Annotated in this window: 22 protein-coding genes; 10 read left to right on the forward strand and 12 right to left on the reverse strand. The window is 73.0% G+C overall.

The genetic code is table 11. The annotated features are described in order from the left end of the window. Positions 1-140: 140 nt before the first annotated feature. From OO63_RS12900 to merB, 3 genes are all read left to right on the forward strand, one after another. A complete protein-coding gene (locus OO63_RS12900; protein WP_051810804.1) occupies positions 141-1,019 on the forward strand; it encodes a sigma-70 RNA polymerase sigma factor region 4 domain-containing protein in 879 nt (292 codons plus the stop codon). A gap of 13 nt (positions 1,020-1,032) precedes the next feature. Further along, positions 1,033-1,944, forward strand: coding sequence for a hypothetical protein (locus tag OO63_RS42180; RefSeq protein WP_051810805.1), 912 nt, complete (start codon positions 1,033-1,035; stop codon positions 1,942-1,944). Between the two features lie 155 nt (positions 1,945-2,099). Beyond that, positions 2,100-2,807: an organomercurial lyase gene (gene merB, locus OO63_RS12910; protein ID WP_030359550.1), complete on the forward strand. Its 708-nt coding sequence runs from the start codon at positions 2,100-2,102 to the stop codon at positions 2,805-2,807. A gap of 67 nt (positions 2,808-2,874) precedes the next feature. Here merB and OO63_RS12915 read toward each other — a convergent pair whose 3' ends face one another. The 4 genes from OO63_RS12915 to OO63_RS12930 form a co-directional block, all read right to left on the reverse strand. Further along, complete coding sequence (locus OO63_RS12915) at positions 2,875-3,693, reverse strand: maleylpyruvate isomerase family mycothiol-dependent enzyme (RefSeq protein ID WP_030359551.1); 819 nt, start codon at positions 3,691-3,693, stop codon at positions 2,875-2,877. Positions 3,694-3,918: 225 nt separating this feature from the next. Then, a complete protein-coding gene (locus OO63_RS12920) occupies positions 3,919-5,658 on the reverse strand; it encodes an ABC transporter ATP-binding protein (RefSeq protein ID WP_234311242.1) in 1,740 nt (579 codons plus the stop codon). 316 nt (positions 5,659-5,974) lie between these two features. Continuing rightward, on the reverse strand, positions 5,975-7,069 hold the full coding sequence (locus tag OO63_RS12925) for an alanine racemase (RefSeq protein ID WP_030359553.1): 1,095 nt from the start codon (positions 7,067-7,069) through the stop codon (positions 5,975-5,977). A 104-nt stretch (positions 7,070-7,173) separates the two neighbouring features. After that, entirely contained in the window at positions 7,174-7,644 is a 471-nt protein-coding gene (locus tag OO63_RS12930) for a MarR family winged helix-turn-helix transcriptional regulator (RefSeq protein WP_030359554.1), read from the reverse strand. Between the two features lie 119 nt (positions 7,645-7,763). On the opposite strand from OO63_RS12930, the gene OO63_RS12935 reads away from it, so the two are divergent. Beyond that, positions 7,764-8,606, forward strand: coding sequence for an alpha/beta fold hydrolase (locus tag OO63_RS12935; protein WP_030359555.1), 843 nt, complete (start codon positions 7,764-7,766; stop codon positions 8,604-8,606). 37 nt (positions 8,607-8,643) lie between these two features. On the opposite strand, the gene OO63_RS12940 is transcribed toward OO63_RS12935, so the two are convergent. After that, the gene (locus OO63_RS12940) at positions 8,644-9,945 is read right to left on the reverse strand and encodes an ROK family transcriptional regulator (protein WP_030359556.1); all 1,302 of its coding nucleotides are present in this window, start codon (positions 9,943-9,945) and stop codon (positions 8,644-8,646) included. A gap of 228 nt (positions 9,946-10,173) precedes the next feature. Between OO63_RS12940 and OO63_RS12945 the strand changes: the two genes are divergently transcribed. From OO63_RS12945 to OO63_RS12960, 4 genes are read left to right on the forward strand one after another with little or no spacing between them, the layout of a single operon-like run. Beyond that, complete coding sequence (locus tag OO63_RS12945) at positions 10,174-11,484, forward strand: ABC transporter substrate-binding protein (protein ID WP_030359557.1); 1,311 nt, start codon at positions 10,174-10,176, stop codon at positions 11,482-11,484. An 8-nt stretch (positions 11,485-11,492) separates the two neighbouring features. Beyond that, positions 11,493-12,524, forward strand: coding sequence for a carbohydrate ABC transporter permease (locus OO63_RS12950; protein WP_078619104.1), 1,032 nt, complete (start codon positions 11,493-11,495; stop codon positions 12,522-12,524). Continuing rightward, positions 12,517-13,413 carry a carbohydrate ABC transporter permease gene (locus OO63_RS12955; RefSeq protein WP_051810806.1) on the forward strand — a complete coding sequence of 299 codons (897 nt, stop codon included), beginning with the start codon at positions 12,517-12,519 and terminating at the stop codon, positions 13,411-13,413. The genes OO63_RS12950 and OO63_RS12955 overlap by 8 nt, the downstream gene beginning before the upstream one ends. A 50-nt stretch (positions 13,414-13,463) precedes the next feature. Beyond that, positions 13,464-14,828 (forward strand): GH1 family beta-glucosidase, encoded by a 1,365-nt coding sequence (locus tag OO63_RS12960; protein ID WP_030359560.1) that lies wholly within the window; start codon positions 13,464-13,466, stop codon positions 14,826-14,828. A 3-nt stretch (positions 14,829-14,831) separates the two neighbouring features. Here the strand turns inward: OO63_RS12960 and OO63_RS12965 are convergent, their stop codons facing one another. Next, positions 14,832-15,527, reverse strand: a complete 696-nt coding sequence (locus OO63_RS12965; RefSeq protein WP_030359561.1) for a GntR family transcriptional regulator — start codon at positions 15,525-15,527, stop codon at positions 14,832-14,834. A 153-nt stretch (positions 15,528-15,680) separates the two neighbouring features. On the opposite strand from OO63_RS12965, the gene OO63_RS12970 reads away from it, so the two are divergent. Next, positions 15,681-16,214 carry a YbhB/YbcL family Raf kinase inhibitor-like protein gene (locus OO63_RS12970; RefSeq protein ID WP_030359562.1) on the forward strand — a complete coding sequence of 178 codons (534 nt, stop codon included), beginning with the start codon at positions 15,681-15,683 and terminating at the stop codon, positions 16,212-16,214. Positions 16,215-16,222: 8 nt separating this feature from the next. Continuing rightward, positions 16,223-16,915, forward strand: a complete 693-nt coding sequence (locus OO63_RS12975; RefSeq protein WP_030359563.1) for an iron-dependent transcriptional repressor DtxR — start codon at positions 16,223-16,225, stop codon at positions 16,913-16,915. A gap of 102 nt (positions 16,916-17,017) precedes the next feature. On the opposite strand, the gene murJ is transcribed toward OO63_RS12975, so the two are convergent. From murJ to OO63_RS13005, 6 genes are all read right to left on the reverse strand, one after another. After that, complete coding sequence (gene murJ / locus OO63_RS12980; RefSeq protein WP_030359564.1) at positions 17,018-18,586, reverse strand: murein biosynthesis integral membrane protein MurJ; 1,569 nt, start codon at positions 18,584-18,586, stop codon at positions 17,018-17,020. Between the two features lie 129 nt (positions 18,587-18,715). After that, positions 18,716-19,903, reverse strand: a complete 1,188-nt coding sequence (locus tag OO63_RS12985) for a M6 family metalloprotease domain-containing protein (RefSeq protein WP_030359565.1) — start codon at positions 19,901-19,903, stop codon at positions 18,716-18,718. A gap of 105 nt (positions 19,904-20,008) precedes the next feature. After that, on the reverse strand, positions 20,009-21,274 hold the full coding sequence (locus OO63_RS12990; RefSeq protein WP_030359566.1) for an alpha/beta fold hydrolase: 1,266 nt from the start codon (positions 21,272-21,274) through the stop codon (positions 20,009-20,011). A gap of 149 nt (positions 21,275-21,423) precedes the next feature. Beyond that, complete coding sequence (locus OO63_RS12995; protein ID WP_051810808.1) at positions 21,424-22,818, reverse strand: aldehyde dehydrogenase family protein; 1,395 nt, start codon at positions 22,816-22,818, stop codon at positions 21,424-21,426. Beyond that, entirely contained in the window at positions 22,815-23,819 is a 1,005-nt protein-coding gene (locus tag OO63_RS13000) for a proline racemase family protein (protein WP_030359568.1), read from the reverse strand. Before OO63_RS13000 ends, OO63_RS12995 begins: the two co-directional genes overlap by 4 nt. Positions 23,820-23,895: 76 nt before the next feature. Beyond that, positions 23,896-24,804 carry a dihydrodipicolinate synthase family protein gene (locus tag OO63_RS13005; protein WP_030359569.1) on the reverse strand — a complete coding sequence of 303 codons (909 nt, stop codon included), beginning with the start codon at positions 24,802-24,804 and terminating at the stop codon, positions 23,896-23,898. Positions 24,805-24,817 lie beyond the last annotated feature (13 nt).

Consider the following 24,817-nt stretch of genomic DNA (forward strand, 5'->3'; position numbering starts at 1 on the left):
CACAGGAGCTGGTCCACGTACCAGGACGCACGACCATGACGTAAGCGAAGGAGCCTGATGCACAGGCCACAGACAAGCCCGCGCGCGGACGGTTTACGAACAACACCCCCGCCCGCGACCGACGCCGGGGAGGGCGCTCGGTGAGCGCACAGCCGGCGCCGAAAGGCGCCCGTCACCGACGCCCCGGGCGCAAGCTGGGGCCCATCGCCGAGGGCACCAAGCCGGCCCACCGGGCCTGGCTCGAGCACCTGCGCGGCGCCTATCACGACAGTGGCCTGACGTTCATGCAGCTGGAGAAGGAGGCGAACTGGCCACGTTCCAAGATCTCCGAGCTGTTGCGGGCCATCGGCCGCTATCCCCGCTGGCAGATCACCCGCGACCTGCTGGTCGCCCTGCGCCTGCCCGACCCGGCGCTCGCGGACATCAGGGCCCAGTGGGTGCGCGCCGCCCAGGAGGCCGACAAGCGCCTCAACTGGATACACAAGGCCCTGGCCAAGGAGCGGGAGAACGGTCTGCTCGGCCAGCGCCCCCCGCTGGACTTCCTCGCCTTCAGGGACATCCACCGCACGAACTACACCGCGTACGCGGCCACGTTCCAGCGCCGGTCCGGGGAGGCGAAGCGGTCCGTCAGCGACGTGTTCCACCTGCTCCTCATCCTCTGGCCGGACGCCCTCGCCAGTGAGCGGCCCGAGCAGTACGCGTGGCGGCTCCTGCGCCAGACCGTCATGGAGCGCGCCCCGCACTGCGACGGCCATCCCGCGCTCGCCGAGGCCGCGTTCGACACCCGCGCCCAGCGCGACGCGGCGGACCCGCTCACCCGGATCGCGAAGACCCTCGGCCTCTTCGACGCGATCCGCCGCCTGCCCGCCCTGCACCTCGACGTCATCGTGCTGCTGCACCTGCGCGGGCTGCGGGACAGCGACGTCGCCGAAGTCCTGGGCGTCCCGTGCGCCACGGTCCGTGCGGCGGACCGGCACGCCAAACGCCATCTGACGGCAAATCTCCGCACCACCACCTAGGAGGGACACCCCGGTGACCTCACCGATTGATGAGCTGCTCCAGGGCGCTCTGCTGCTCGACGAATCCCCTGCCCCCCACGACCCGGTGCCGACCCGACCCGCCCTGCCGCCGCGCCCGGCCGCGGCCGACGACCCCGGCCACACCACCGCCCGCGCGGCCGACAGCGATCTGCGGATCCTGTGCGAGGCCGTCGTGACCACCACGCCCCTGGCGTCCCTGACCGACTTCCTCACCGAGTTCCTGCCCACCCCGTCGGGCGCGCTCGTCCTCGGCTGCATGCTGCGCCTCAACGACAGCGCGCACACCGCCCGTTTCCTGTGGCAGTACGCCGCCGGGGCCGGGGAGACGGCGGCGGCCTACTGCCTCTATCTGCACCACCTCACGCTCGGCGAGACCGACGACGCGGCCTGGTGGAAACAGCAGACCCCGGACGCCGCCCTGCCCGCCCCGGAAGCCGACGCCCCCCTGCCCGGCCGCGCTCCCCGCCCCGAACGGGGCGCCCCCCTGCTGAAACTGGAGTGGCCCACGGAGCCGCCGGCCGTCAGCGTGGCAGCCACACTGCGGATGCTGGGCATCCTCAGGATGACCAATCGGGCGACGTTACGGTCCTGGCCTCCCGTCGCCCTCGCCGTCATGGAGTACGCCGCCCTGGCGGTGCGGTTCGTCGACGACGACGTCGAACTCCCCCTGCCCGTGGGCGGGTTCCACGACCGTGTCCGTCATCTGACCGCCCGGCCCGGTCACGCGCTCGACCCCGCGCCGCGCGCCGACCCCGCCCCCGACGAACGCGACGAACTCCCGCCCCGGCCCGCGCGGCCGGGCCCCTGGCTCCCGGGGCCCTGGCAACAGCACCCCACGTACCGCAGGCGAGGACGCGGCAACCGCGCCTACGTCGTCGAGTACAAGCTCAAGTGCGGCGCGTGACCGGCGACTTCGGGGCCAAGGTTCCCGGGGCCGTGCGCGGCGGTGACGCCGGACGCGTACGTGTCGTGGGCCTTCGGCCGCACGAGCGTGCAAGCGTCGCGCGGCTCCGGGCGCCCCCTGGACACACGGCGTCGACCAGTGATGGAGTCGCGGGCATGACCGGGAACACCCCAGCGGCACCGACGGGCCCCAGCCGGACGGAGCGGGTCCGTCTCGCCGTCTACCAGGGCTTCGCCCGCACCGGTCGCGCGCCGGGCGTGCCGGAGCTCGCCGCGCTCACCGGGCTCGCCCCCGACGAGGCGCGTCAGGAGCTGCGCGCCCTGCACGAGAGCCACGACGTGGTCCTGGACCCGCGGGACCACGACCGCGTCGTCATGGCCCACCCCTTCGCCTCCGTGCCGCTCGGCTTCTCCGTCATGGGGGCGCGCACGCTGTGGTGGGGCGGCTGCGCCTGGGACTCGTTCGCCCTGCCCCACCTGCTCCGGGACGAGCCCGACGTCCTAGTCGCCACCCGCTGTCCGGCCTGCGACACCCCGCACGCCTGGGTGGTGGGCCGCGACGCGCCCCCGGACGGCGGCCAGGTGGCCCATTTCCTCACCCCCATGGACCGGGTCTGGGACGACGTCGTGCACACCTGCGGCAACCAGCGCCTGTTCTGCTCCACCGACTGCGTCGAGAGCTGGCTGCGGCAAACAGGCCTGCGACGCGGTCACGTCATGGATCTGGGCACCCTGTGGCGCCTCGCCGGCGACTGGTACACCGGACGCCTCGACCCGGGCTACACCCGCCGCGACCCGGCCTCCGCCTCCGCCTACTTCGCCGGGGTCGGCCTGCGCGGATCCTTCTGGGGACTGCCCGACTGAGGCCCGGGCCCCCGCCCGCCCCGGCGCGACGCCGTCAGGGTGACCCGGCGGCGGAGCCCCTGCCCCGTCACCTGCGGAGCCAGGCGCCGGCCGCCTCCCGCCACTCCTGAAACAGCTCCCGGTCCCCCACGATCTCCACCGCGTCGTCCAGGACGGAGTCCCGCTGGTACATGAGCATCAGGAGCGCCGCGGCCGAGCCGCGCAGGCTCACGGCCGCTTCCCCCGGGGTACGCTCCCCCGCCCCGGAGCGCCGCACGGCGGGGGCGTCGCCGGTGAGGTCGATCAGCCAGTCGCCCTCCGTCCCGGGGGCCGTGTCCGTGGTGTGGAAGTGGACGGTCCTGCCGGGCCCGAGCAAGGCGCGCATCGCCTCGACGGACTCATAGACCTGCGGCAGTTCGAGGAAGCCGAGCCACTCGGCCAGGGCGTCGAGGGCGACGTCGTGGTCCAGGGTGTACGTCCCGTCGACGGCCCCGACCGCGTCCGCGCGGTGCACCACCGTCTCCACCGTCATGCGGCGCGCCCAGAACACCGGGGTGCCGCCGGGCGCCACCGTCCACACCTGCGCGTCCGGTCCCGCCTTCCGCAGGGCGTCCGCGTACAGCGCCGCGCCCTCGGTCAGCCAGGCGCCGAGCGCGGCGACGTCCGCCCGGTCGTCGCCGGACACGTCGTTCACCTGGTCGTCGGGGACCGGGCCCGTCGCCCGGGTGCGGACGATCTCCTCGGCCCAGCGGTGCGCGCCGCCCAGGTGCCGCAGGAGGTCGCCGAGGCTCCACCCCGCGCAGGTCGGTACCGGGGCGGCGAGGTCCGCGCCCTTGATCGATGAGGTCAACTGCTCTGTCTGGGCGACGATTTCGGCGGCGTAGCGATCCAAGGTCAAGTCGGTCATGGGGTCACGATAGCGAGGGGTCGGCGCCGGGGCCCGGCAGTTTTCAGGGGCGTGGGGCGTCGGGTTCCGGGGGTCGTGGAGCGCAGCGTTCCGCGAGCTCGGAGTGCCGCGTGCGCCGCGCGCGGGGCGCCGCCCGCACCGGGCCCGTGGGCGCGGCGGGGCAGGGCGGCCGCGTGCGCCGCGGCCGCCCTGCCCGCACCGGTCAGGTCCCGTCCACGCCCCCGCTCAGGACGACGTCGCCAGGAACTGCGTCGCGGCCAGCTCCCCGTACAGCGGGTCCCCCTCGACCAGTTCGTCGTGCGTGCCGACCGCGCGGACCCGGCCCGCGTCCATGACCACAATCCGGTCGGCCAGCGTGACCGTCGACAGACGGTGCGCGACGACGAGGACCGTGACGGTCTTCGACACCTCGGCGACGACGTCGCGCAGCGCCAGCTCGTTCACGGCGTCCAGCTGCGAGGTCGCCTCGTCGAGGAGCAGCAGCCGGGGCTTGCGCAGCAGGGCGCGGGCGATGGCCACGCGCTGGCGCTCGCCGCCGGAGAGCTTGGAGCCGCGGTGGCCGACCACGGTCTCAAGGCCGTCGGGAAGCTTCGCCACGAGGCCGTCGAGGCGTGCCTGCACGAGGACGTCGTGGACCTCGGCGTCCGTGGCGTCCGGCGCGGCGAACAGCAGGTTCTCGCGCAGGGTGCCCGCGAGGACGGGGGCGTCCTGCTCGACGTACCCGATGGTCGCGCGCAGTTCGGCGAGCGGCCAGTCCTGTACGTCCCTGCCGTCGACGAGGACGCGGCCGCCCGTCGCGTCGTAGAAGCGCTCCACGAGTCCGAAGACGGTGGTCTTGCCCGCGCCGGACGGGCCGACGAAGGCCGTCATGCCGGGGCCGGGGACGGCGAAGGTCACGCCGTGGTGGACGTGGGGCAGGTCGGGGCGGTAGCGGAAGGTGACGTCGTCGAAGAGGACGGACGCGGGCCGCTCCACGGCGGCGCGACGGCCCGCCGCCCGCCCCGGCACACCGGCCTGGTCCTCGACGACGGCCGCTTCCTCGGTCTCCATCCGCTCCGCCTGCACGATGCGGGCCACGGCGGCGGAGCCCACCTGGTACTGGGTGACGGCGTCGACGAGACGGCTCACCGGGTCGATCAGATAGAAGAGCAGCATCAGGAACGCCACGAGGGTCGCGACGGAGATCGCCTCGGAGGCGACGCGGGCGCCGCCGACGCCGAGCACCGCGAGGAATGACACCTGGATCGCGAAGCCCATCGAACTCCACGCCACCGCCTGCCACTTGGCCGACTTCACGCCGTGCCGCCAGGCCTCGCGCGCCGCCGCCTCGACCTTGACGACCTCGCGCTCCTCCGCGCCGGACGCCTTCAGCGTGCGGAACGCGCCGAAGGCCCGCTCCAGGGCGGTCGAGATCATGCCCACGGCTTCCTGGGAGCGCTGGGTGGCCTTGGAGATCTTCGGCATGACCAGGCCGGTGGCGGCGCCGATGAGGACGATCACGCCGAGCGTGACGCCGAGGAGCACCGGGTCCATGAAGGCCATCATCACGATGGTCGCGACGACGGTGAGCGCCCCGGAGAACGCGGACACCACGGCCTGCGTGGTGACGGCCTGGAGCAGCGTGGTGTCCGAGGTGACACGGGACATCAGGTCGCCGGGCTGCACGCGCTCGATCTCCGCGACCTTCAGGCGCAGCAGGCGGCCGACGAGAGCGCGACGGGAGTCGAGGACGACGGACTGCGCGGTGCGTTCCAGGATGTAGCTGCCGACGGACTCGACGGCCGTCCCGATCACCAGGAGCCCCGTGAGCAGCACGAGGATCGAGGTGATCGACTCGTCGTCCTGGAGCCGGCTCACCAACTGCTCGACCGCGACCGGCTGCGCGAGGCCGGTGGCGGCGCCGACGAGCGTGAACAGCGCGCCGAGCGCCACGATGCCGCGGTGCGGCTTGAAGTGGCGGTACAGGACGGTCCAGGTCTCCCGCGCGGGAAGCCGCTCGGGCCCGCCCCCCTTCTCGGAATTCTCGGAGTTCTCGGAATTCTCAGAGCTCTCGGGGTTCTCGGATTCCTCCGTGTTCTCGGCCGCCTCGGCGTCCACCGGCTCCTTGGCCGGGTCCGTGTCGGGTCCGGCCCCGCGCGGGCCGGTGGGGTCTCTCTCCGCGTGAGGTTGTTTGTCGAACGTTGGTTCTGAACTGGTCACACACGACAGGACGCGTCAGGGCGCGTTCTGCCTGACTGGATTTCGCGGTCGGCCGCGGGGGCTTCGGGCGGGGACGTGCGGGTCAGGTGTTGGTGCCTCGTGCGGTGACCTGCCAGCGGTCGACCACCTCGCGGTCCCGGACGACCAGCAGCTCGTCGGCGAGGTTCACCGGCGTGCAGATGTGGTTGGGGACGACGGCGACCGACGACCCGAGGCGCGGCCCTCGCACCCCCTCCGGGAGCCGCACCACGGCGTGGTGCTCCCACAGTCCGGTGACGGTCCCCTCGGGGAACAGGGGCAGGTATCCGTGGCCCGTCACCCAGGGCGACCGGTCGGAGCCGAGGACCTTGCTGCCGACGTCGAGGACGAAGCGTTCCGGGGCGGGAACGCTGATGACCGTCGCCACGGCGGCCAGCGCGAGGTCCTCCACCCCGCAGGTGCCGATGGCCAGCTGGGTGGCGTCGTTGAAGACGTAGACACCGGGCCGCAGCTCGTTCACCGCGCCGGGCCGCCACTGCCCCACGGTCGGGGTCGACCCGCCGCTGACCACACGGACGTCGAGCCCGATGTCCCGCAGCCCCTGCGCGGCCTCCCCCAGCGTGCGCTCCTCGTCCCGTGCGGCCCGCTCCCGCGCGCGGGCGTCGTGGCCGTAGCCGTGCCCCGGGAAGGTGAAGACGCCGACCACGTCCAGGCCCTCGTCGGCCGCCGCCTTGCCGACCTCACCGGCGGCGTCGGGCCGCACCCCCGTCCGACGGCTCCCGCTGTCGACCTCGACGAGCACCCCGACCGCCCGGTCGCTGCCGCGCAGGGCGTCCCCAAGACGCCGCGCGCCCTCGACCGACTCCACGCCGACCCTCAGGGCGACGTCGTCCGCCAGTCGCCGCAGCCGCCGCGCCTTGTCGGCGTCGAGCCACACGGGGTAGGCGATGAACAGGTCGTCCACGCCCGCGCGGGCGAACGCCTCGGCCTCGCCGATCGTGGCCACCGAGAGTCCGCGCGCGCCGGACCGGAGCTGACGGTCCGCGATCCGCGCGCACTTGTGACTCTTGGCGTGCGGACGCAGGGCGAACCCCTGGGCGCGCGAGGCCTCGGCCATCCGCGCGATGTTCCGGTCCAGCACGTCCGGATCGACGACCAGCGCCGGTGTGGCCAGCCCGTCGGGCAGCGGTATCGCCATTTCTTGCCTCCCACCTCGGAACACGACGGGATGATCATGACAGGTGGGCGCACGCCGGCCGCAGGGCCACCGCCGACGGCCCCCGCACCGGTCGGGAAGAGCGCCTAGGACCGCCGCCCGCCCAACTCCGCGGCCCGGGCCCCCGCGTTCACCGTGATCCTCCGCAGCGCCCCCTGCAGCGCGGCGATCTCGGCCTCGTCCACGCCCATCGCCTCGCCGATCGCCGCGGGCACGTGGGCCGCCTGCTGCCGCATCGCGCGCCCGTCGGCCGTGAGGACGACGGCGACCGAGCGCTCGTCGTCGGGGCGGCGGCGGCGCTCGACGAGACCCCGCGCCTCAAGGCGCTTCAGGAGCGGGGACAGCGTGTTGTAGTCGAGCCGCAGCTCCTCCACCAGCTCCCGGACCGTGCTCTCGTCCCGTCGCCACAGCACCAGCATCACCAGGTACTGGGGGTAGGTGAGACCCAGCGGGTCGAGGAGCACCCGGTACACGGACGTGACGCTGCGCGAGGCCGCGTAGAGGTCGAAGCAGAGCAGTTCGGCCAGCGGTGACGTGTCTTCCCTCGTGCCTTCCATGAGGACCACTGTAAGGCAGAGCACAGCGCAGACGATTGCATCGTGTGCGAGGTAATCGTGTACGCTGCTTCTGCGTCGGCAAGCGAGACGACCAGAGGGAACGAACGAGAGGGACTGCCATGCCGTACATCACCGTCGGTACCGAGAACAGCGCGTCGATCGACCTCTACTACGAGGACCACGGCACCGGCCGCCCCGTGGTGCTCATCCACGGCTACCCGCTGGACGGGCACTCCTGGGAGAAGCAGGTGCCCGCGCTCCTGGAGTCGGGGCACCGCGTCATCACGTACGACCGCCGCGGCTTCGGCCGGTCCAGCCGGCCGACGACCGGCTACGACTACGACACGTTCGCGTCGGACCTCGACATCCTGATGCGGACGCTCGACCTGCGCGACACGGTGCTCGTCGGGTTCTCGATGGGCAGCGGCGAGGTCACCCGCTATCTGTCGGCGTACGGCACGGAGCGCGTCGGCAAGGCCGCTTTCCTGGGTCTGCTCCAGCCCTTCCTGCTCAAGACGGACGACAACCCGCGCGGCGTCGACCAGTCCGTGTTCGACGGCATACTCGCCGCGGTGAAGGCCGACCGGTACGCCTACTTCGACGCGTTCTACGCCGACTTCTACAACACCGACGAGACCCTCGGCTCCCGCCTCAGCGAGGCGGCGCTGCGCGCGAGTTGGAACGTGGCCGCGGGCTCGTCCGCCCACGCGTCGGTCGCGGCCGTCCCGACGTGGACCACGGACTTCCGGGCCGACTCGGCCGCGATCGCCGCCTCCGGTGTCCCCACGCTGCTGCTGCACGGCACCGCCGACCGGATCCTGCCGGTCGACGCCACCGCCCGGGCGTTCCGCGAGATCCTGCCGGACTCCACGTACGTCGAGATCGAGGGCGCCCCGCACGGCCTGCTCTGGACGCACGCCGAGGAGGTGAACGAGGCGCTGGTCGCCTTCCTGGCGAAGTGAGCGAGCCCGTGCGGAGATGACCGGGCCGGGGGTCGGGTCAGAGCGCCGCCCGCGCCGCCGGGCCGAGCAACGGCCCGGCCCCCGGCGCCTCCCCGGTCTCCTCCCGCCGCCGCCCGCCCCGCGCCAGGAAGTCCGCGAGCGGCAGCGTCGCCGCGCCCACCGTCACCGCGTCCGGGCCCAGCTCACCGAGCACCACGGTGACGCGGGCCGCGGGGTGGCGCAGGGAGTACGCGGCGGCGTGCTCGCGGACGGCGGGCAGCAGGTGCGGGCCGAGGGCGAGGCCGGCCCAGCCGCCGACGAGGACCCGTTCGGGGCCGAAGAGGTTCACCAGGCCGGAGATGCCCGCGCCCAGATACTCGGCGGTCTCGTCGAGCACGGCCCGTGCCACGGGGTCCCCGGCGCCGCCGCCCTCGGGGTGGGCGGCCGCGAGCAGCGCGGCGACCCCGCTCTCCTCACCGGTCGCGGGCGGCTCGCCCCCCGCCTCGCGCCAGCGGTCGAGCAGCGCCTCCGCCCCCGCGTACGCCTCCAGGCAGCCAAGAGCACCGCACCGGCAGCGCCGCCCGCGGACGTGGACGGTCAAGTGCCCCCATTCGCCCGGCCCACCGTGGGCGCCGCCGTGGATGACGCCGTCGGTGACGATGCACGCGCCGACGCCGGAGCCGAACAGGACGATGACGGCGTCGCGCACGCCGCGGCCGCCGCCGAACCACATCTCGGCCTGGCCGAGCGCGCGGGCGCCGTTGTCGATGAAGTACGCCGTGTCCGCCGGGAGTCGGACGGCCTCGCGGAGCAGGGACTCCAACGGCACCGCGTCCCAGCCGACGGTCTGGCCGTGGACGAGGGCGCCGCCGGGGGCGGTCGTCTCGACGATGCCGGGGACGCCGACGCCGACGCCGATCAGGCCCTCGCCCGCCGTGAGCCCGGCGGCGGCGGTGACTTCGGCGATGCCGTCGCGGATGTGACCGACGACGGCCTCGACGTCATGGCCGGTCGGGGTCAACGGGCGGTCGGTGCGGGCGAGTTCGGTGAGGGCGAGGTCGAAGGCCTCGACGCGGACGCGGGTCTCGCCGACGTCCACGCCGATGAGGTGCCCGCTGCCGGGGGCCACCCGCAGCAGGGTGCGGGGGCGGCCGCCGTCGGACTCGACGACGCCGGCCTCCTCCAGGAGGTGGTCCGCGGTGAGTTCGGCGACGACGTTGCTGACGGAGCCGGAGCTGAGCCCGGTCGCGCCGCCGAGCGCCTGGCGGCTCATCGGCCCGTGAAAGTACAACCGGCGCAGCACCGAAGCCCGGTTGCCCAGGCGCAGGTCACGCACGGTTCGGCTGTTCCGCTCGGCCATGTGGCTCCTCTCCCCGTTCGCAACATACCCGTGCCGAACCTCTTGACGCGACTTGTCTTCAGGATTTAACTCACGTCCTAAATTAAGTCGTGAAGCTCGTTCAAGCACTGAACACAACCGTCACGGGGACCCCTCGCGCCACTCATCGGGTTCCCCGACACGGCCGTGCTCGCAGGGACTTGGGCGCAGCCACCGCCGAGATCCTCCCCGGAAAGGGGCGTATCCGTCATGCGCAGACTCCGAGCCGCAGCCGCCGTCGCCGCGCTCACCGCTCTCACCGCCACCGCGTGCGGCGGCGGCACCGCCACGGGCGGCGGGAGCAACGACTCGCCGAAGACGCTCACGTACTGGGCGTCGAACCAGGGGCCGAACATCGAGGCCGACAAGAAGATCCTCACGCCCCGGCTCGAGAAGTTCGAGGAGCAGACCGGGATCAAGGTCAAGCTGGAGGTGATCCCCTGGTCCGACCTGCTCAACCGCATTCTGACCGCGACCACTTCGGGCCAGGGCCCGGACGTCCTGAACATCGGCAACACCTGGTCGTCCTCGCTGCAGGCGAGCGGCGCGCTCTTGCCGTGGGACGCGAAGCGGTTCGGGCAGATCGGCGGCAAGGACCGGTTCGTGTCCGCCGCGCTCGGCTCGACGGGGGCGCGCGGCAAGGATCCCGCCGCGGTGCCGCTGTACTCACTGGCGTACGCCCTCTACTACAACAAGAAGATGTTCGAGGACGCGGGCATCGAGAGGCCGCCCGCGACCTGGGAGCAGCTGGTCGCCGACGGCAAGAAGCTCTCCAAGGGCGGCAAGTGGGCACTGGGGGCGGAGGGCTCGAACCTGGTGAACAACATTCACCAGGTCCATGTCCTCGGCAAGCAGCACGGCGCGGACTTCTTCGACGCCGCGGGGAAGCCGACGTTCACGTCCCCCGGCGCGGTCGCCGCCGTGAAGCAGTACGTCGACTTCATGGCCAAGGACAAGATCATCGCGCCGGGCAACGCCGAGTACGCGCGCAACCAGTCCCTTCAGGACTTCGCCAAGGGCAGGACGGCGATGGTGCTGTGGCAGGCGGCCGCGACGACCTTCGCGTCGCACGGCATGAAGCCCGCCGACTGGGGCGTGGCACCGGTGCCGGTGCCCTCGGGGACGCCGGGCGTCGGCAAGCAGGTCAACTCGATGGTCGCGGGCATCAATCTGGCCGTCTTCAAGAACACCGACAACCTCGACGGCGCGGTGAAGTTCGTGAAGTTCATGACGAGCGACGCCGAGCAGACCGGGCTCAACAAGGCATACGGCTCGATCCCTCCGGTGAAGGCGGCCCAGTCGGACCCGGCGTTCGCCCGCCCGGAGACCGCCGTGCTGCGCGACACACTCGCCGAGAGCGCGGCGCCGCTGCCCCAGGTGCCCCATGAGTCGCAGTTCGAGACGACGGTGGGCACCGCCGTCAAGGAGCTGTTCGCCGACGCCGCCGAGGGCCGTCCGGTGACCACGGACTCGGTCAAGTCGGCGCTCACCAAGGCGCAGCAGCAGATGCCGAAGGGCTGAGCCGCGCCATGACCGCTCTGACCACCGCCCACGACGAGCACGACAAGCACGACGAGCACGACAAGGCTGTCGCGGCGCCCGTGCGCAAGGAGGGCCCCGGTACGCGACCGCGCGCACGCCGTCCGCGTGGACGGCTGCGCCGCCTCGCCCTGCCGTACTTCCTGCTGCTCCCCGCGCTCCTTCTCGAACTGCTCGTCCATCTGATCCCGATGGCCGTGGGCATCTTCATGAGCTTCAAGGAGCTCACGCAGTTCTACATCCGCGACTGGGGCGCCGCGCCCTGGGCCGGGCTCGACAACTACTCCCTGTCGGTCGACTTCGACGCGCCCGTCGGCGAGGCGCTGCTGCACTCGTTCTTCGTCACCTGCGCGTTCACCGTGGTGTCGGTGGGCCTGTGCTGGCTGATCGGCACGGCCGCCGCGCTGTTCCTCCAGGACCACTTCCGGGGCCGGGGCCTGCTGCGCGCCCTGTTCCTCACGCCGTACGCGCTGCCCGTGTACGCGGCCGTGATCACCTGGGCGTTCATGTTCCAGCGCGACAACGGCCTGGTGAACCACGTCCTGCACGACCAGCTCGGGATCACCGACGGCCGGCCCTTCTGGCTGATCGGCGACAACAGCTTCTTCGCGCTCGCCACCGTGTCGGTGTGGAAGCACTGGCCGTTCGTGTTCCTCATCGTCACGGCCGGGCTGCAGAACATTCCCAAGGAGCTGTACGAGGCGGCCGCCATCGACGGCGCCGGGATGTGGCAGCAGATCCGCCGCATCACGCTGCCCTCGCTGCGGCCGGTCAACCAGGTCCTGGTCCTGGTGCTCTTCCTGTGGACCTTCAACGACTTCAACACGCCGTATCTGCTGTTCGGCGATGCGGCGCCGGAGTCGGCGGACCTCATCTCGATCCACATCTACCAGTCGTCGTTCGTCACCTGGAACTTCGGCACGGGCGCCGCGATGTCGGTCCTGCTGCTGCTCTTCCTGCTCGTGGTGACGGCCGCGTACCTGCTCCTCACCTCCCGTGGAAGGAGGGCCGTTGATGGCTAGCGCGACCAAGGCCCCGCCGGTGCCCGCCACCGCGCGACGGCGCTCGCCGATGGCGCCGCCCCGCTCGTTCCTGTGGCTGCGCCGCGTCTTCCTCACGCTGCTCGCCGGGTTCGTCCTGGTCCCGGTGTACGTCATGGTGTCCAGCTCCCTGAAGCCGCTCCAGGACGTCGCGGGGAGCTTCCGCTGGCTACCGTCCACCGTGACGTTCCGCCCGTACGCCGACATCTGGACGACGGTGCCGCTCGCGGACTACTTCATGAACTCGCTGATCGTGGCGGGCGCGGCCACGGTGTGCTCGGTCGTCGTCGCGGTGTTCGCGGCGTACGCGGTGAGCCGCCACCGCTTCCGCGGCAAGCGCGTGTTCACCGTGACCGTGCTGTCCACGCAGATGTTCCCGGGCATCCTCTTCCTGCTGCCGCTGTTCCTCATCTACGTCAACGTGGGCAACGCGACGGGCATCGCGCTGTTCGGCTCCCGCGCGGGGCTCATCCTCACCTATCTCACGTTCTCGCTGCCGTTCTCCATCTGGATGCTGATCGGCTACTTCGACTCGGTGCCCAAGGAGCTGGACGAGGCGGCGCTCGTCGACGGGTGCGGTCCGCTGGGCGCGCTGTTCCGGGTCGTCGTCCCGGCCGCGGTCCCCGGGATCGTGGCCGTCGCCGTCTACGCGTTCATGACCGCGTGGGGCGAGGTCCTCTTCGCCTCGGTGATGACCAACGACACCACCCGCACCCTCGCCGTGGGCCTCCAGGGCTACTCCACGCAGAACGACGTGTACTGGAACCAGGTCATGGCCGCCTCGCTGGTCGTCAGCGTGCCGGTGGTCGCCGGATTCCTGCTGCTCCAGCGCTACCTCGTCGCCGGGCTCACCGCCGGAGCCGTCAAGTGACCGCTTCCGCGCCCGTCCCGCCCCGCACTCCCCCTGCCGAAAGGACCTCCGTGACCGACGCCTCCGACCTCGCCGCGCTCCCCCACCCCTTCACCTGGGGGGTCGCCACGTCGGCGTACCAGATCGAGGGGGCCGCCGCGGAAGACGGCCGCTCCCCGTCCATCTGGGACACCTTCTCCCGCACCCCCGGCAAGGTCGCGGGCGGCGACACCGGCGACGTGGCCTGCGACCACTACCACCGCTGGCCCGAGGACATCGCCCTGATGCGGGAACTCGGCGTCGACTCCTACCGCTTCTCCGTGGCCTGGCCGCGCGTCGTGCCGGGCGGCGACGGGCCGGTCAACGCGGCCGGGCTCGCCTTCTACGACCGGCTCGTCGACGCCCTCCTCGAAGCGGGCATCACGCCGAACGCCACCCTCTACCACTGGGACCTGCCGCAGGCCCTCCAGGACCGCGGCGGCTGGCCCGCGCGCGACACCGCCGGACACTTCGCCGCGTACGCCGCCGTGGTCGCCGAGCGCCTAGGCGACCGCGTGCCGCAGTGGGCGACGCTCAACGAACCGCTCTGCTCGGCCTGGATCGGCCATCTGGAGGGCCGCATGGCCCCCGGACTCACCGACATCAGCGCCGCCGTGCACGCCTCGTACCACCTGCTGCTCGGCCACGGCCTCGCCACCCAGGCCATCCGCGCCGCCGCACCCGAGGCCGAGGTCGGCATCGTCAACAACCTCTCCCCCGTCGAGCCCGCCACGTCCCGCCCCGAGGACGTCGCCGCGGCCCGGCGCGTCGACGGCCACACCAACCGCTGGTGGCTCGACCCGCTGCACGGCCGGGGCTTCCCCGCGGACATGCGGGAGGTGTACGGCGTCGAACTCCCGGAACAGCAGGGCGACCTGGACGTCATCGCGCGGCCCCTGGACTGGCTGGGCCTCAACTACTACTTCCCGGCCCACGTCACCGACGACCCCGCGGGCCCGCCCCCGCACGCCCACCAGATCCACCGCCCCGGCCGGCGCCACACCGGCATGGACTGGGAGATCGACGCGAACGGCCTGGAGACCCTGCTCCTGCGCCTCACCGAGGACTACGGCGCGCGCAAGCTGTACGTCACCGAGAACGGCTCGTCCTACCCGGACGTGGTCCGCGCCGACGGCTCCGTCGACGACCCCGAGCGCGCCCGGTACCTCCGCGAACACCTCGCGGCCTGCGCCCGCGCCGCCCACCGGGGCGCGCCCCTCGCCGGGTACTACGCCTGGTCCCTCCTGGACAACTTCGAGTGGGCGTACGGCTACGACAAGCGCTTCGGCCTCGTCCACGTGGACTACGCGACGCAGCGGCGGACGGTGAAGGGCAGCGGGCGCCTGTACGCGGACCTGATCCGGCGGCACCGGCTGCGGGCGCGGCGGGCGGCCTGAGACTCAGGAAGGCCCGGGGCGGGCCGCGTCGGTGAGGGCGGTCGCGGTCTGGGTGAGGTGCTGCGCCAGGACCTCGGCCGCCGTGTCGGCGTCGCGGGCCAGGGCCGCTTCTTCGAGGCGGCGGTGTTCACCGAAGCCGTCCCGGTCGGGGTCGCGCAGGGCCGACCAGCGGCGGGCCAGCTCGCTCGCGGTCCACATGCGGTCGAAGGTCTCCAGGAGGACGCGGTTGCCGCAGCCTTCGAGCAGGGTGCGGTGGAAGACGCGGTGGGCCTCGGACCAGGCGCTGCTGTAGTGCTCGCCCTCGCCCGGTTCGTACGCCGGGGTGCGGGCGAGGCGGTGGTGGGCGGCCCGTACGCGGGCCTCCCAGTCGACGTCGCCGCGCTCGATGGACATGCGCAGGACGACGGGTTCGACGGTCCTGCGGGCCTCGGCGATCTCCTGCCAGCGGTGGTCGGAGAAGGCCGGGACGGCGAAGCCGCGGTTGTGCAGGCGGTCGGCGAGGCCTTCGCCGACAAGGCGCACGAGCGCTTCGCGCACGACGGCCAGGCTCACGCCCTGGTCCTTGGCCAGGTCCTGCGGTTTGAGGGCGTCGCCCGGGGCGAAGTCCCCGCGCATGATCGCGTCCCGCAGGTGTGCGTGGACCTGCTCGGAGAGCATCTGCTTCCCGGGCGGGGGTGAGGTGGGGGCCGTCTGCGTCATGCCGTCAGCATAGACGATCCCTTCAATAATCGATTATCGGTGCTATGGTCGATTCATCGGCGGCGAGAAGCGGCGGCGCGTCGGCACGACGCCGCGTGCCCTCCGCCTGCCACCTCGTCGCCATCCCCAGCACGGCTTGAAAGGAACGACGCGATGAACGCCAACAACCCGTTCGCCCGCCTCCCCGAGGCGGCCACCTTCACCGTCACCAGCGCCGACGTCACCGACGGCGCCGCCTGGTCGCCCGCGCAGCTCTCCGCCGGTGTCCCCGGCGGCAAGGACGTCTCCCCACAGCTGTCGTGGAGCGGCGCCCCGGAGGGTACGAAGAGCTACGCGGTCACGGTCTACGACCCCGACGCCCCCACCGGGTCCGGCTTCTGGCACTGGGCGGTCGCCGACATCCCCGCCACCGTCACCGAGCTGCCGGCGGGCGCGGGCGACGACACCGGCTCGGGCCTGCCGGAGGGCGCCTTCCAGCTGCCCAACGACGCCCGCCTGGCCCGCTACATCGGCGCCGCCCCGCCCGCCGGGCACGGCCCGCACCGCTACTTCGTCGTGGTGCACGCCCTCGGCGTCGAGTCCATCGGCGTCCCGGCGGAGGCCACCCCGGCCTTCCTCGGGTTCACCATCGCCGGCCACATACTCGGCCGCGCGGTCCTGACCGCCACCGCCGAGACGTCCGCCTGACGCACGGCATGACCCGACTCATCGACGCCACGGAGATGTACCTCCGCACCGTCCTGGAGCTGGAGGAGGAAGGTGTGGCCCCGCTGCGGGCCCGCATCGCCGAGCGGCTCGACCAGAGCGGCCCCACGGTCAGCCAGACCGTGGCCCGCATGGCACGCGACGGGCTGCTGCGTGTGGCCGCCGACCGGCGCCTCGACCTGACGGAGGAGGGGCGGCGCGTCGCCACACGCGTGATGCGCAAGCACCGGCTCGCGGAGTGCCTGCTCGTCGAGGTGATCGGGCTCGACTGGGAGCAGGCCCACACCGAGGCCTGCCGCTGGGAGCACGTGATGAGCGAGGCCGTGGAACGCCGCGTCGTGCGGCTGCTGCGGCACCCGACCCAGTCGCCCTACGGCAACCCGATCCCCGGCCTTGAGGAGCTGGGCGAGGGGGGCGCCCCACGGCCGGCCACCGACGCCGGCATGGTCAGCCTCAGCGACCTCGCCCCCGGTCCTGACGGCGCGCGTGCCGTCGTCCGGCGCATCAGGGAACGCGTCCAGACCGACCCGCAGTTGATGGACACCCTGTGGCGTGCGGGGGTGCGGCCCGGCGCGGTCGTGAGCGTGACCTCGGCACCCGGCGGCGTGCTGGTCGGCAGCGGCGGGGCGACCGCCGAACTCCCCGCGCGCACTGCCGCGCACGTCTTCGTGACGGAGCACTGAGCCCGGCGGGGCACCGCCGCGGACGCACACCGGGATGGCTCCCGACCACCGTGGTGGTCGGGGGCCATCCCTGTCCCTGGCCGAAGGCTGTCCGTCTCCGGCTCAGCGCAGGACGCGCAGCCGAAGCTCACCGACCCTCAGCAGCCGCGCGAGCAGCACGTATCCGGCGATCAGGGCGGCGGCACCCGCCGCGAGCGCGAGGGCCGTCGTCGCCGTGTTCGCGGCGCCCGCCCGGTCTGCGCAGGCACGGGCCACCAGCCAGGCGAGGGCCCCGGCGGGGGCGGCGGCCAGGGTGAGCTTGCCGTACGTGCGCACCAGGCGTTTGCCGTCCATGCGGCCGTCGAGACGCCTGCGCAGCAGGCGCGCGGTGAGCAGCAGACCCGCGGCGTACGACAGCGTGTACGCGGCGGCCATGCCGACGACCGCCCAGCGTGCGGGCAGGAGCTGATAACAGGCGGCGGCCAGGGCGATGTTCACGGAGGCGATCCAGGCCACCGTCCAGAACGGCGTGCGGGTGTCCTCGTACGCGTAGAAGCCGCGCAGCAGCAGGTACTGGGCGGAGAACGGGATCAGGCCGAGGCCGAAGGCCTGGAGCATCTGGCCGAGCGGGCGTGTGGCCGCCGCGTCGGCGGCTCCGTGGCCGAACAGCAGCGCCGCCGTCTGCGGGCCGAGCGCCAGGAAGAAGAATCCGGCGGGCACGATCACGACTCCGGTCAGGCGCAGCGCGCGGGACAGTTCGCCGCGCAGGTCGTCGGTGCGGCCCTGCGCCGCGGCCTTGCTGAGCCGGGGCAGGAGCGCGGTGACCAGCGAGACCGTGACGATGGACTGCGGCAGGAGCCAGATGGTCTGTGCGTACGTGTACGCCGTGTACCCGGCTCCCGCGTGCGGAAGGCGCTGGTCGGTGGCGTTGGCGTAGTTCGAGACGACGGTCAGGGCGACCTGGTTGACGAGCACGAACAGCAGGGTCCAGCGGGCGGCCCGGGCGCTCTTGCGCAGGCCCGTGCCGCGCCAGTCGAAGCGCGGCCGGAAGCGGAACCCCGCCTCGCGCACGTACGGCACGAGCGCGAGGGCCTGCAGCGCGATGCCGCAGGTGGTGCCGACACCGAGGAGCCTGACCTGCTCGGCGGTGATGTCGCCGACGCTGTCCGGCGTCGCCATCAGCCCCAGGTAGGCGCCGAACATGGCGATCAGGACGACGTTGTTGAGGACGGGCGTCCACATCATCGCGCCGAACTTCTCGCGGGCGTTGAGGACTTGGCCGAGCATGCCGAACATGCCGTAGAAGAAGATCTGCGGCAGCAGGAAGCGGGCGAAGACGACGGTGAGTTCGAACGCCTCGTGGTTCTCCGCCGTGTCCCGCATGTACAGGCCGACGATCTCCGGCGCCGCCCACACGGCGAGCGCCGTGCCCGCCGCGAGGACGCACAGCACCAGGGTGACCAGGCGCTGTTCGTAGGCCCGGCCGCCGTCGGCCTGGGTGGCGCGGGCCCGGACGAGCTGCGGCACGAGCACGGCGTTGAGCGCGCCGCCGATCAGCAGGGTGTACAGGCCGGTGGGCACGGTGTTCGCGGTGTTGTACGTACTGGCGAGCAGGCCCGTGCCGAGTGCCGCCGCCTGGAGGACCTGCCGGATGAGGCCGGTCGCCCGCGAGACGACGGTCCCGGCTGCCATGAGCAGCGAGGACCGCGCGAGGCTGCCCTCTTTCGCACTGTTCTTCTTGTGTTTCGCGATGGTGTTCCCCTCCCCGATCCCGCCACCCTAGGCGGTGAAGATCAAGTACGGGCAAAGGGCGCATCGCCCTCAAGGGCTGCTGAGACGGACGGTGTCGCCCCCTTTCCCACCCCCGATCACGGTGATCCGCGCCCCGGCGTCGGGGTCGGTGAAGGTCTGGCCGGGGGTGTGGGCGGCCAGGTCCAGTGGTGTGCAGCCGGGCGGCGGGGTGGTGGCGGGTGCGGCGTTCATGACGCGGACGGGGCCCTCGCCGGTCGGGGTGGCGGAGTCGACCTTGTAGATGAGGACACCGGTGGAGCAGGCGTTCCGGTCGTGGCCCTCGGCGCGACGGGACTCGGCGACGTACGCCGTCGTCTCGCCGGTGCGCAGGACGGCGATCTGCGTGCCTCCCCCGCGCTCCACAGGGGTCAGGCGCACCGTGCGCCGCCCGGCTCCGGGCAGGCAGGCCACCTGCCGGTCGCGGATCCAGCCGAGCTTCCAGGAGTGCCAGCCGAGGTACTGCGGCGCGCGTCCCGCGATGTCGCCCATGACGTCCCAGCCGCCGGTGTACCGGTGGGTGTCGCCCGTGAACGCGTAGAGGTCGGGCAGGCCGAAGGTGTGCCCGGTCTCGTGGGCGGCGACCTTGTGCCCCCAGCGCCACAGGTCCTGGCCGAAGGTGACGCCCCACTTGACGCGCCTGCCGTCGGCGCTGACACCGGACGTGTCCGGGTCGAAGAGGTAGGTCGGCGAGAAGGTGATGGCGGCGGCCGCGCGGGTGGGGACGACATAGACCATGTCGTAGCGGGAGAAGTCCGCGTGCGGGTCGGCGGCGGCGACGGCGTCGCGTACGTACTTCTCGTGCGCCTCGAAGGTCAGACCGCGCTCGAACCCGTACGAGGTGGAGTCCGCGGGCATCCGGATCCAGCGGTGCAGCGAGGTGAGGGCGAGCCGGGAGCGGCCGTGGCTGGCCTGCTTCAACCATCGTGCGGCAGGCGCGAGTTGAGCGGCGTAGGCGCGCGTCGAGTCAGTGGCGGGCGCGTCGGGGAAGTCGACGAACAGGGTCAGGACCTTGCGGGTGCCGGTGGCGCGCTGGAACTGCCGGGTGTCGGTGTCGTGGCCCTCGTCCGTCCAGCCGGTGCGGCCGGGCAGGGCGCAGTCGGCGGCGGGGGCGGCGGGCCGGTGCGGGGTGGCCGCTTCGGCGGCGGTGGGGGCGGCGAGGCAGGCGACGAGGGCGAACGCGGCGGTCAGCGGCAGCGGGCGGAGGGGCTGTGCGGGCATGGCTCTCCCGAGGGTGCGGAACGGCCCGAGGGCGGAAGGGGACGGCGTGCGTGGGGGGGGGCGGCACGTACGGGGGGTGGGGCGGAGCGTGCCGAACGGGCGGAGCTAGGCGCGGCCTGCGGCCATCGCCGTCAGGCGTTCGAGGACGCGGCCACCGGAGGCGGTCACGCCGTCGTGCTCCCACTCGTTGGTGACCCAGACGCGGGCGGCGCCGACCTGGCACGCGGTGCGCAAGGAGAGTCCGGCGTCCACGTACATGTCGTCGTGGTAGACGATCGCGGCGAGGGGGACCTGGTTGGCCGCGAGGCGGTCGAGGTCGTACAGCGGGGGCCAGTCGGCGCGGTCGGCAAGGAGGTCGGCGGCGGCCGCGAAGGGGCGCAGGCCCGCGATGTCGCGGAACATCCAGGGGTAGATCATCTCGCCGGTGAGCAGGAGCGGGTCGGCGTCCTCGGTGAACTCGGCGAAGTCCGCGAGGGCGCGGGACGCGGCCCATCCGGTGGGGCCCGCGCCCTGGCCGTACAGGGTCTCCTGCATGACGGCGAACAGGGGGTTGTCGGTGAAGCCGGTCACGGCCATCACCGCACGCAGGAACGTGTCGCTCAACTCCCCGTCGTCGTCGAGGGAATCCTCGAGCAGCCAGTGGATCCTCTCGTAACCGTCGCCCATGCCCAGGGCGAGCCCGAGCGTGCGCAGTCGGCGGACGGTGAGGCGGTCGCCGTCGGGCAGGCGGACGTCCTTGACCGCCAGGAGGTCCGCGATCCGGCGCAGGCGGGTGGCGTCCTGCGGATAGCGGGCATAGAGGCCGTGGACGCGGTCGCGCACGCGCGGGTAGGTGCGGGCGTAGACGTCGTCGGCGGTGCCGGTGAGCCCGGGCAGGCCCCCGGTGACGTAGCAGGCCTTCAGACCCTCGGGCGCACGGGACAGATAGGTGAGGGTGATGAAGCCGCCGTAGCTCTGCCCGAGGGTCTCCCAGGGTTCGTCCTCGCAGAGTTGACGACGTATCAGCTCGGCGTCGGCGACGATCGCGTCGGCCCGGAAGCACCCGAGGTACGCGGCGAGCCGGGCCGGGTCGGCGAAGCGGGCGGCGACCCGCGCGGTGACAGGAGTGGAGCGGCCGGTGCCACGCTGGTCGAGCAGAAGCACCCGGTGGGTCTTCAGCGCCTCGTCCAGCCACCCCGGCGAACCGGCCGAAGGACGCGGCGACTTGCCACCAGGACCACCCTGGAGATAGAGCAGCCACGGCAGCCGCTCATCCGCACGGCCCGGGTCGACGACCTCGCGGGCGAAGACCTGAAGGGTCTCCCCGCCGGGAGCGGAGTGGTCCAGGGGGACGGTGAAGAAGTGGTCGACGGTCGAGTAGGCGGGGTTCATGGACCTTCTCCTGGAGGGGACGGCGCTGGGCGCCGTCGGGGACGCGGGGGCCGAGGGGACGACACCGGGACCGGGCCCCGTATGGGGCGCGGGGAACTGCGCGACCAGCCCCCACCGGACCCGCAGGAGACACACCACGGACCGCGGCGTCACGCCACCTTCGCGGGCGCCAACGTGTAGGTCCGGGTGGCCGCATAGAACTCCAGGGCCACCCGCCCCTGCTCACGCGCCCCATGGCTGGAAGCCTTCGTCCCACCGAACGGCAGGTGGAAGTCGACCCCGGTGGACGGAGCGTTGATCCGCACCATGCCGGTGTCGAGCCGGTCGAGCCCACCCAGGGCAGCGTCCAGGTCGGCGGTGTGCAGCGAGGTGACAAGACCGTGCGGCACGGAGTTGCTGATCCGGACCGCGTGCTCAAGGCTCTCCGCGGGCAGCAGAGCCGCGACGGGCCCGAAGACCTCCTCGCACAGCAGCCGATGACCGGGGGGAGCACCCTCCACCAGGGTCGGCGCCGCGTGCCACCCGGCCCCGTCCGGCACGGTACCGCCCGCGAGCACCCGCAGGCCGTGCACGGCATCGACGACCTGATCGCGGGCGCGCGCGTCGATGAGCGGCCCGCACACGGTCGCCACGTCGGCCGGGTCACCGACCGGCACGGCCCGCAACGCCTCGGCGAGAGCCTCGCGCAGCGGGTCGAGCGCCGCGCCGACGGCGATCACACGGCTCGTGGCGGTGCACTTCTGACCCGCGTACCCGGCGATCGCGGCGGCGATGTGCGCGGCCGCCCGCTCGACGTCCGCGTCCGGCAGGACGACGGCCGCGTTCAGGCCGCCCATCTCGGCCTGGACGGGGATGCCACGGGCGGTGGCGGTGCGCACGACGGCCTGTCCGACGGTGGTGGAGCCGGTGAAGGAGACCACGTCGGAGGCGGAGACGAGCGCGTTGCCCTCGGTGGCGTCGCCGGGCAGGACGGTGAACACCCCGGCGGGCAGCGCCTGTTGGACGATCTCGGCGAGGCGCTGGGCGCAGGCCGTGGCCTGCGGGGCGGGCTTGAGGACGACCGCGTTGCCGACGGCGAGCGCCGGGGCCGCCTTCCAGCTCGGGATGGCGAAGGGGAAGTTCCACGGGGTGATGAGTCCGGCGACGCCGTGCGGCCGACGGCGGCTCAGAAGGAGCCCGGCACCGGCGGCCGTCTCGTGGACGGCGCCGACGGGGTCGTAGGGGGTCTGGGCGTAGTACCGCCAGATCGCGGCGGTGCGCGCGACCTCGGCCCGGGCCTCGGTCAGGGGCTTGCCCACCTCGCGCACGGCGAGCGCGGCCAGTTCCGCCGCCGCGGCCTCGACGGCGGCGGCGACGGCGCCGAGGGCGGCCGAGCGGGCGGCCGCCCCGGCGAGCAGCCAGCCCGCCTGGGCCGCGCGGGCCCGCTCGACGGTGTCGACGGCGGCGAAGGCACCGGGGGCGCTGAAGCGCAGGACCACGTCGTCGGGGTCGGCCGGGTTGACGGAGCGGTACGCGGTCGCGGACAGCGGGGACACGGCGGTCACAGCAGGAATCCTCCGGGGAAGGGGTCGTCCGGGTCGAGGAAGTACTGGGCGGTGCCGGTGACCCAGGCGCGCCCGGTGATGGTCGGTACGACGGCGGGCACCCCGCCGACCTCGGCCTCGGCGACGAGCCGGCCGGTGAACCTCGTACCGATGAAGGACTCGTTCACGAAGTCGCGGTCCAGGGGCAGTTCGCCGCGTGCGTGCAGCTGGGCCATCCGGGCCGAGGTGCCGGTGCCGCACGGGGAGCGGTCGAACCAGCCCGGGTGGATGGCCATGGCGTGCCGCGAGTGGTGGGCGTCGGAGCCGGGCGCGGCCAGGTAGACGTGCTTGACCCCGGCGATGTCGGGCCGCTCGGGGTGGACGGGGCGGTCCGGTGAGGCGTTGATGGCGTCCATGAGGCCGAGCCCCGCGGCGAGCAGGTCGTTCTTGCGGGCGCGGTCGAACGGCAGGCCCAGGGCGTCGAGTTCGACGAAGGCGTAGAAGTTGCCGCCGAAGGCGAGGTCGTAGGTGACCGTCCCGAAGCCCGGGACCTCCGCCTTGTGCTCCAGGCCGACGCTGAACGCGGGCACGTTGGTGAACGTGGCGGACCGGGCGACGCCGTCCTCGACGCGCACGTCGACCGGGACGAGCCCCGCCGGGGTGTCGAGGCGCACCGTGGTGACGGGTTCGGTGACGGGGACCAGGCCGGTCTCCACCAGGACGGTCGCGACGCCGAGGGTGCCGTGGCCGCACATCGGGAGGAGGCCGGAGACCTCGATGAACAGCACGCCGTGGTCGGCGTCGGGGCGGGTGGGCGGCTGCAGGATCGCCCCGCTCATCGCGGCGTGGCCGCGCGGCTCGTACATGAGGAGCGTGCGGAGGTGGTCCATGTGCTCGATGAAGTGCAGCCTGCGCTCGGCCATGGTGGTGCCGGGGATGACCCCGACACCACCGGTGATCACGCGCGTGGGCATGCCCTCGGTGTGCGAGTCGACGGCGTGGAAGACGTGACGCGTACGCACGGAAGGTCCTTTCGGAAGCGGGCGGTTGCGGTCGGCTCGGAGCCGGTCGGTCGAGGCCGGTGCCGCGCCGTCACGGTCAGCGGTGGCCGTGCGCGACGGCCTTCTCGGTGGCCTCCCGCACGCGCCTCGCGTCCTCGCCGGAGAGCGGGGAGCGCGGCGGGCGCACGGGGCCGCCGGGGCGGCCGACGATGTCCATGGACAACTTGATGGCCTGGACGAACTCGGTCTTGGAGTCCCAGCGGAGCAGGGGGTGCAGGGAGCGGTAGAGGGGCAGGGCCGTGGCCAGGTCACCGGCGACGGCGGCGTGGAAGAGCTCCGCGCAGGAGGCGGGCAGGGCGTTGGGGTAGCCCGCGATCCAGCCGACCGCCCCGGCCACGGCGAGTTCGAGCAGCACGTCGTCCGCGCCGATCAACAGATCGAGTTCGGGGGCGAGTTCGGCGATCTCGTAGGCCCGGCGCACATCGCCGGTGAACTCCTTGACGGCGACGATCGCCCCGTCCCGGTGCAGTTCGGCGAGCAGGGCGGGGGTGAGGTCGACCTTGGTGTCGATCGGGTTGTTGTACGCCACGACGGGCACCCCGGCCTTGGCGACCTCGGCGTAGTGGGCGCGCACGGCGCCTTCGTCGGCGCGGTAGGCGTTGGGGGGCAGGAGGAGCACCGAGCCGCAGCCGGCCGCGGCGGCCTGCTCGGCCCAGCGCCGGGCCTCGGCGCTGCCGTACGCGGCGACGCCGGGCATGACGCGGGCGGCGTCACCCGCCGCCTCGACGGCCGTGTGCACCACGCGGGCGCGTTCCTCGTCGGTGAGGGTCTGGTACTCGCCGAGCGAGCCGTTGGGGACGACGCCGTCGCAGCCGTTGTCGATGAGCCAGCGGACGTGCTCGGCGTACGCGTCGTGGTCGACGGATCGGTCGTCCCGGAGCGGCAGGGCGGTGGCGACCATGATGCCGCGCCAGGGGCGGGTGGTGTTCCAGGCGGTGTCGGTCATGACGGACGACCTC

The sequence above is a fragment of the Streptomyces alboflavus genome (assembly GCF_000716675.1).
GTDB lineage: Bacteria > Actinomycetota > Actinomycetes > Streptomycetales > Streptomycetaceae > Streptomyces > Streptomyces alboflavus.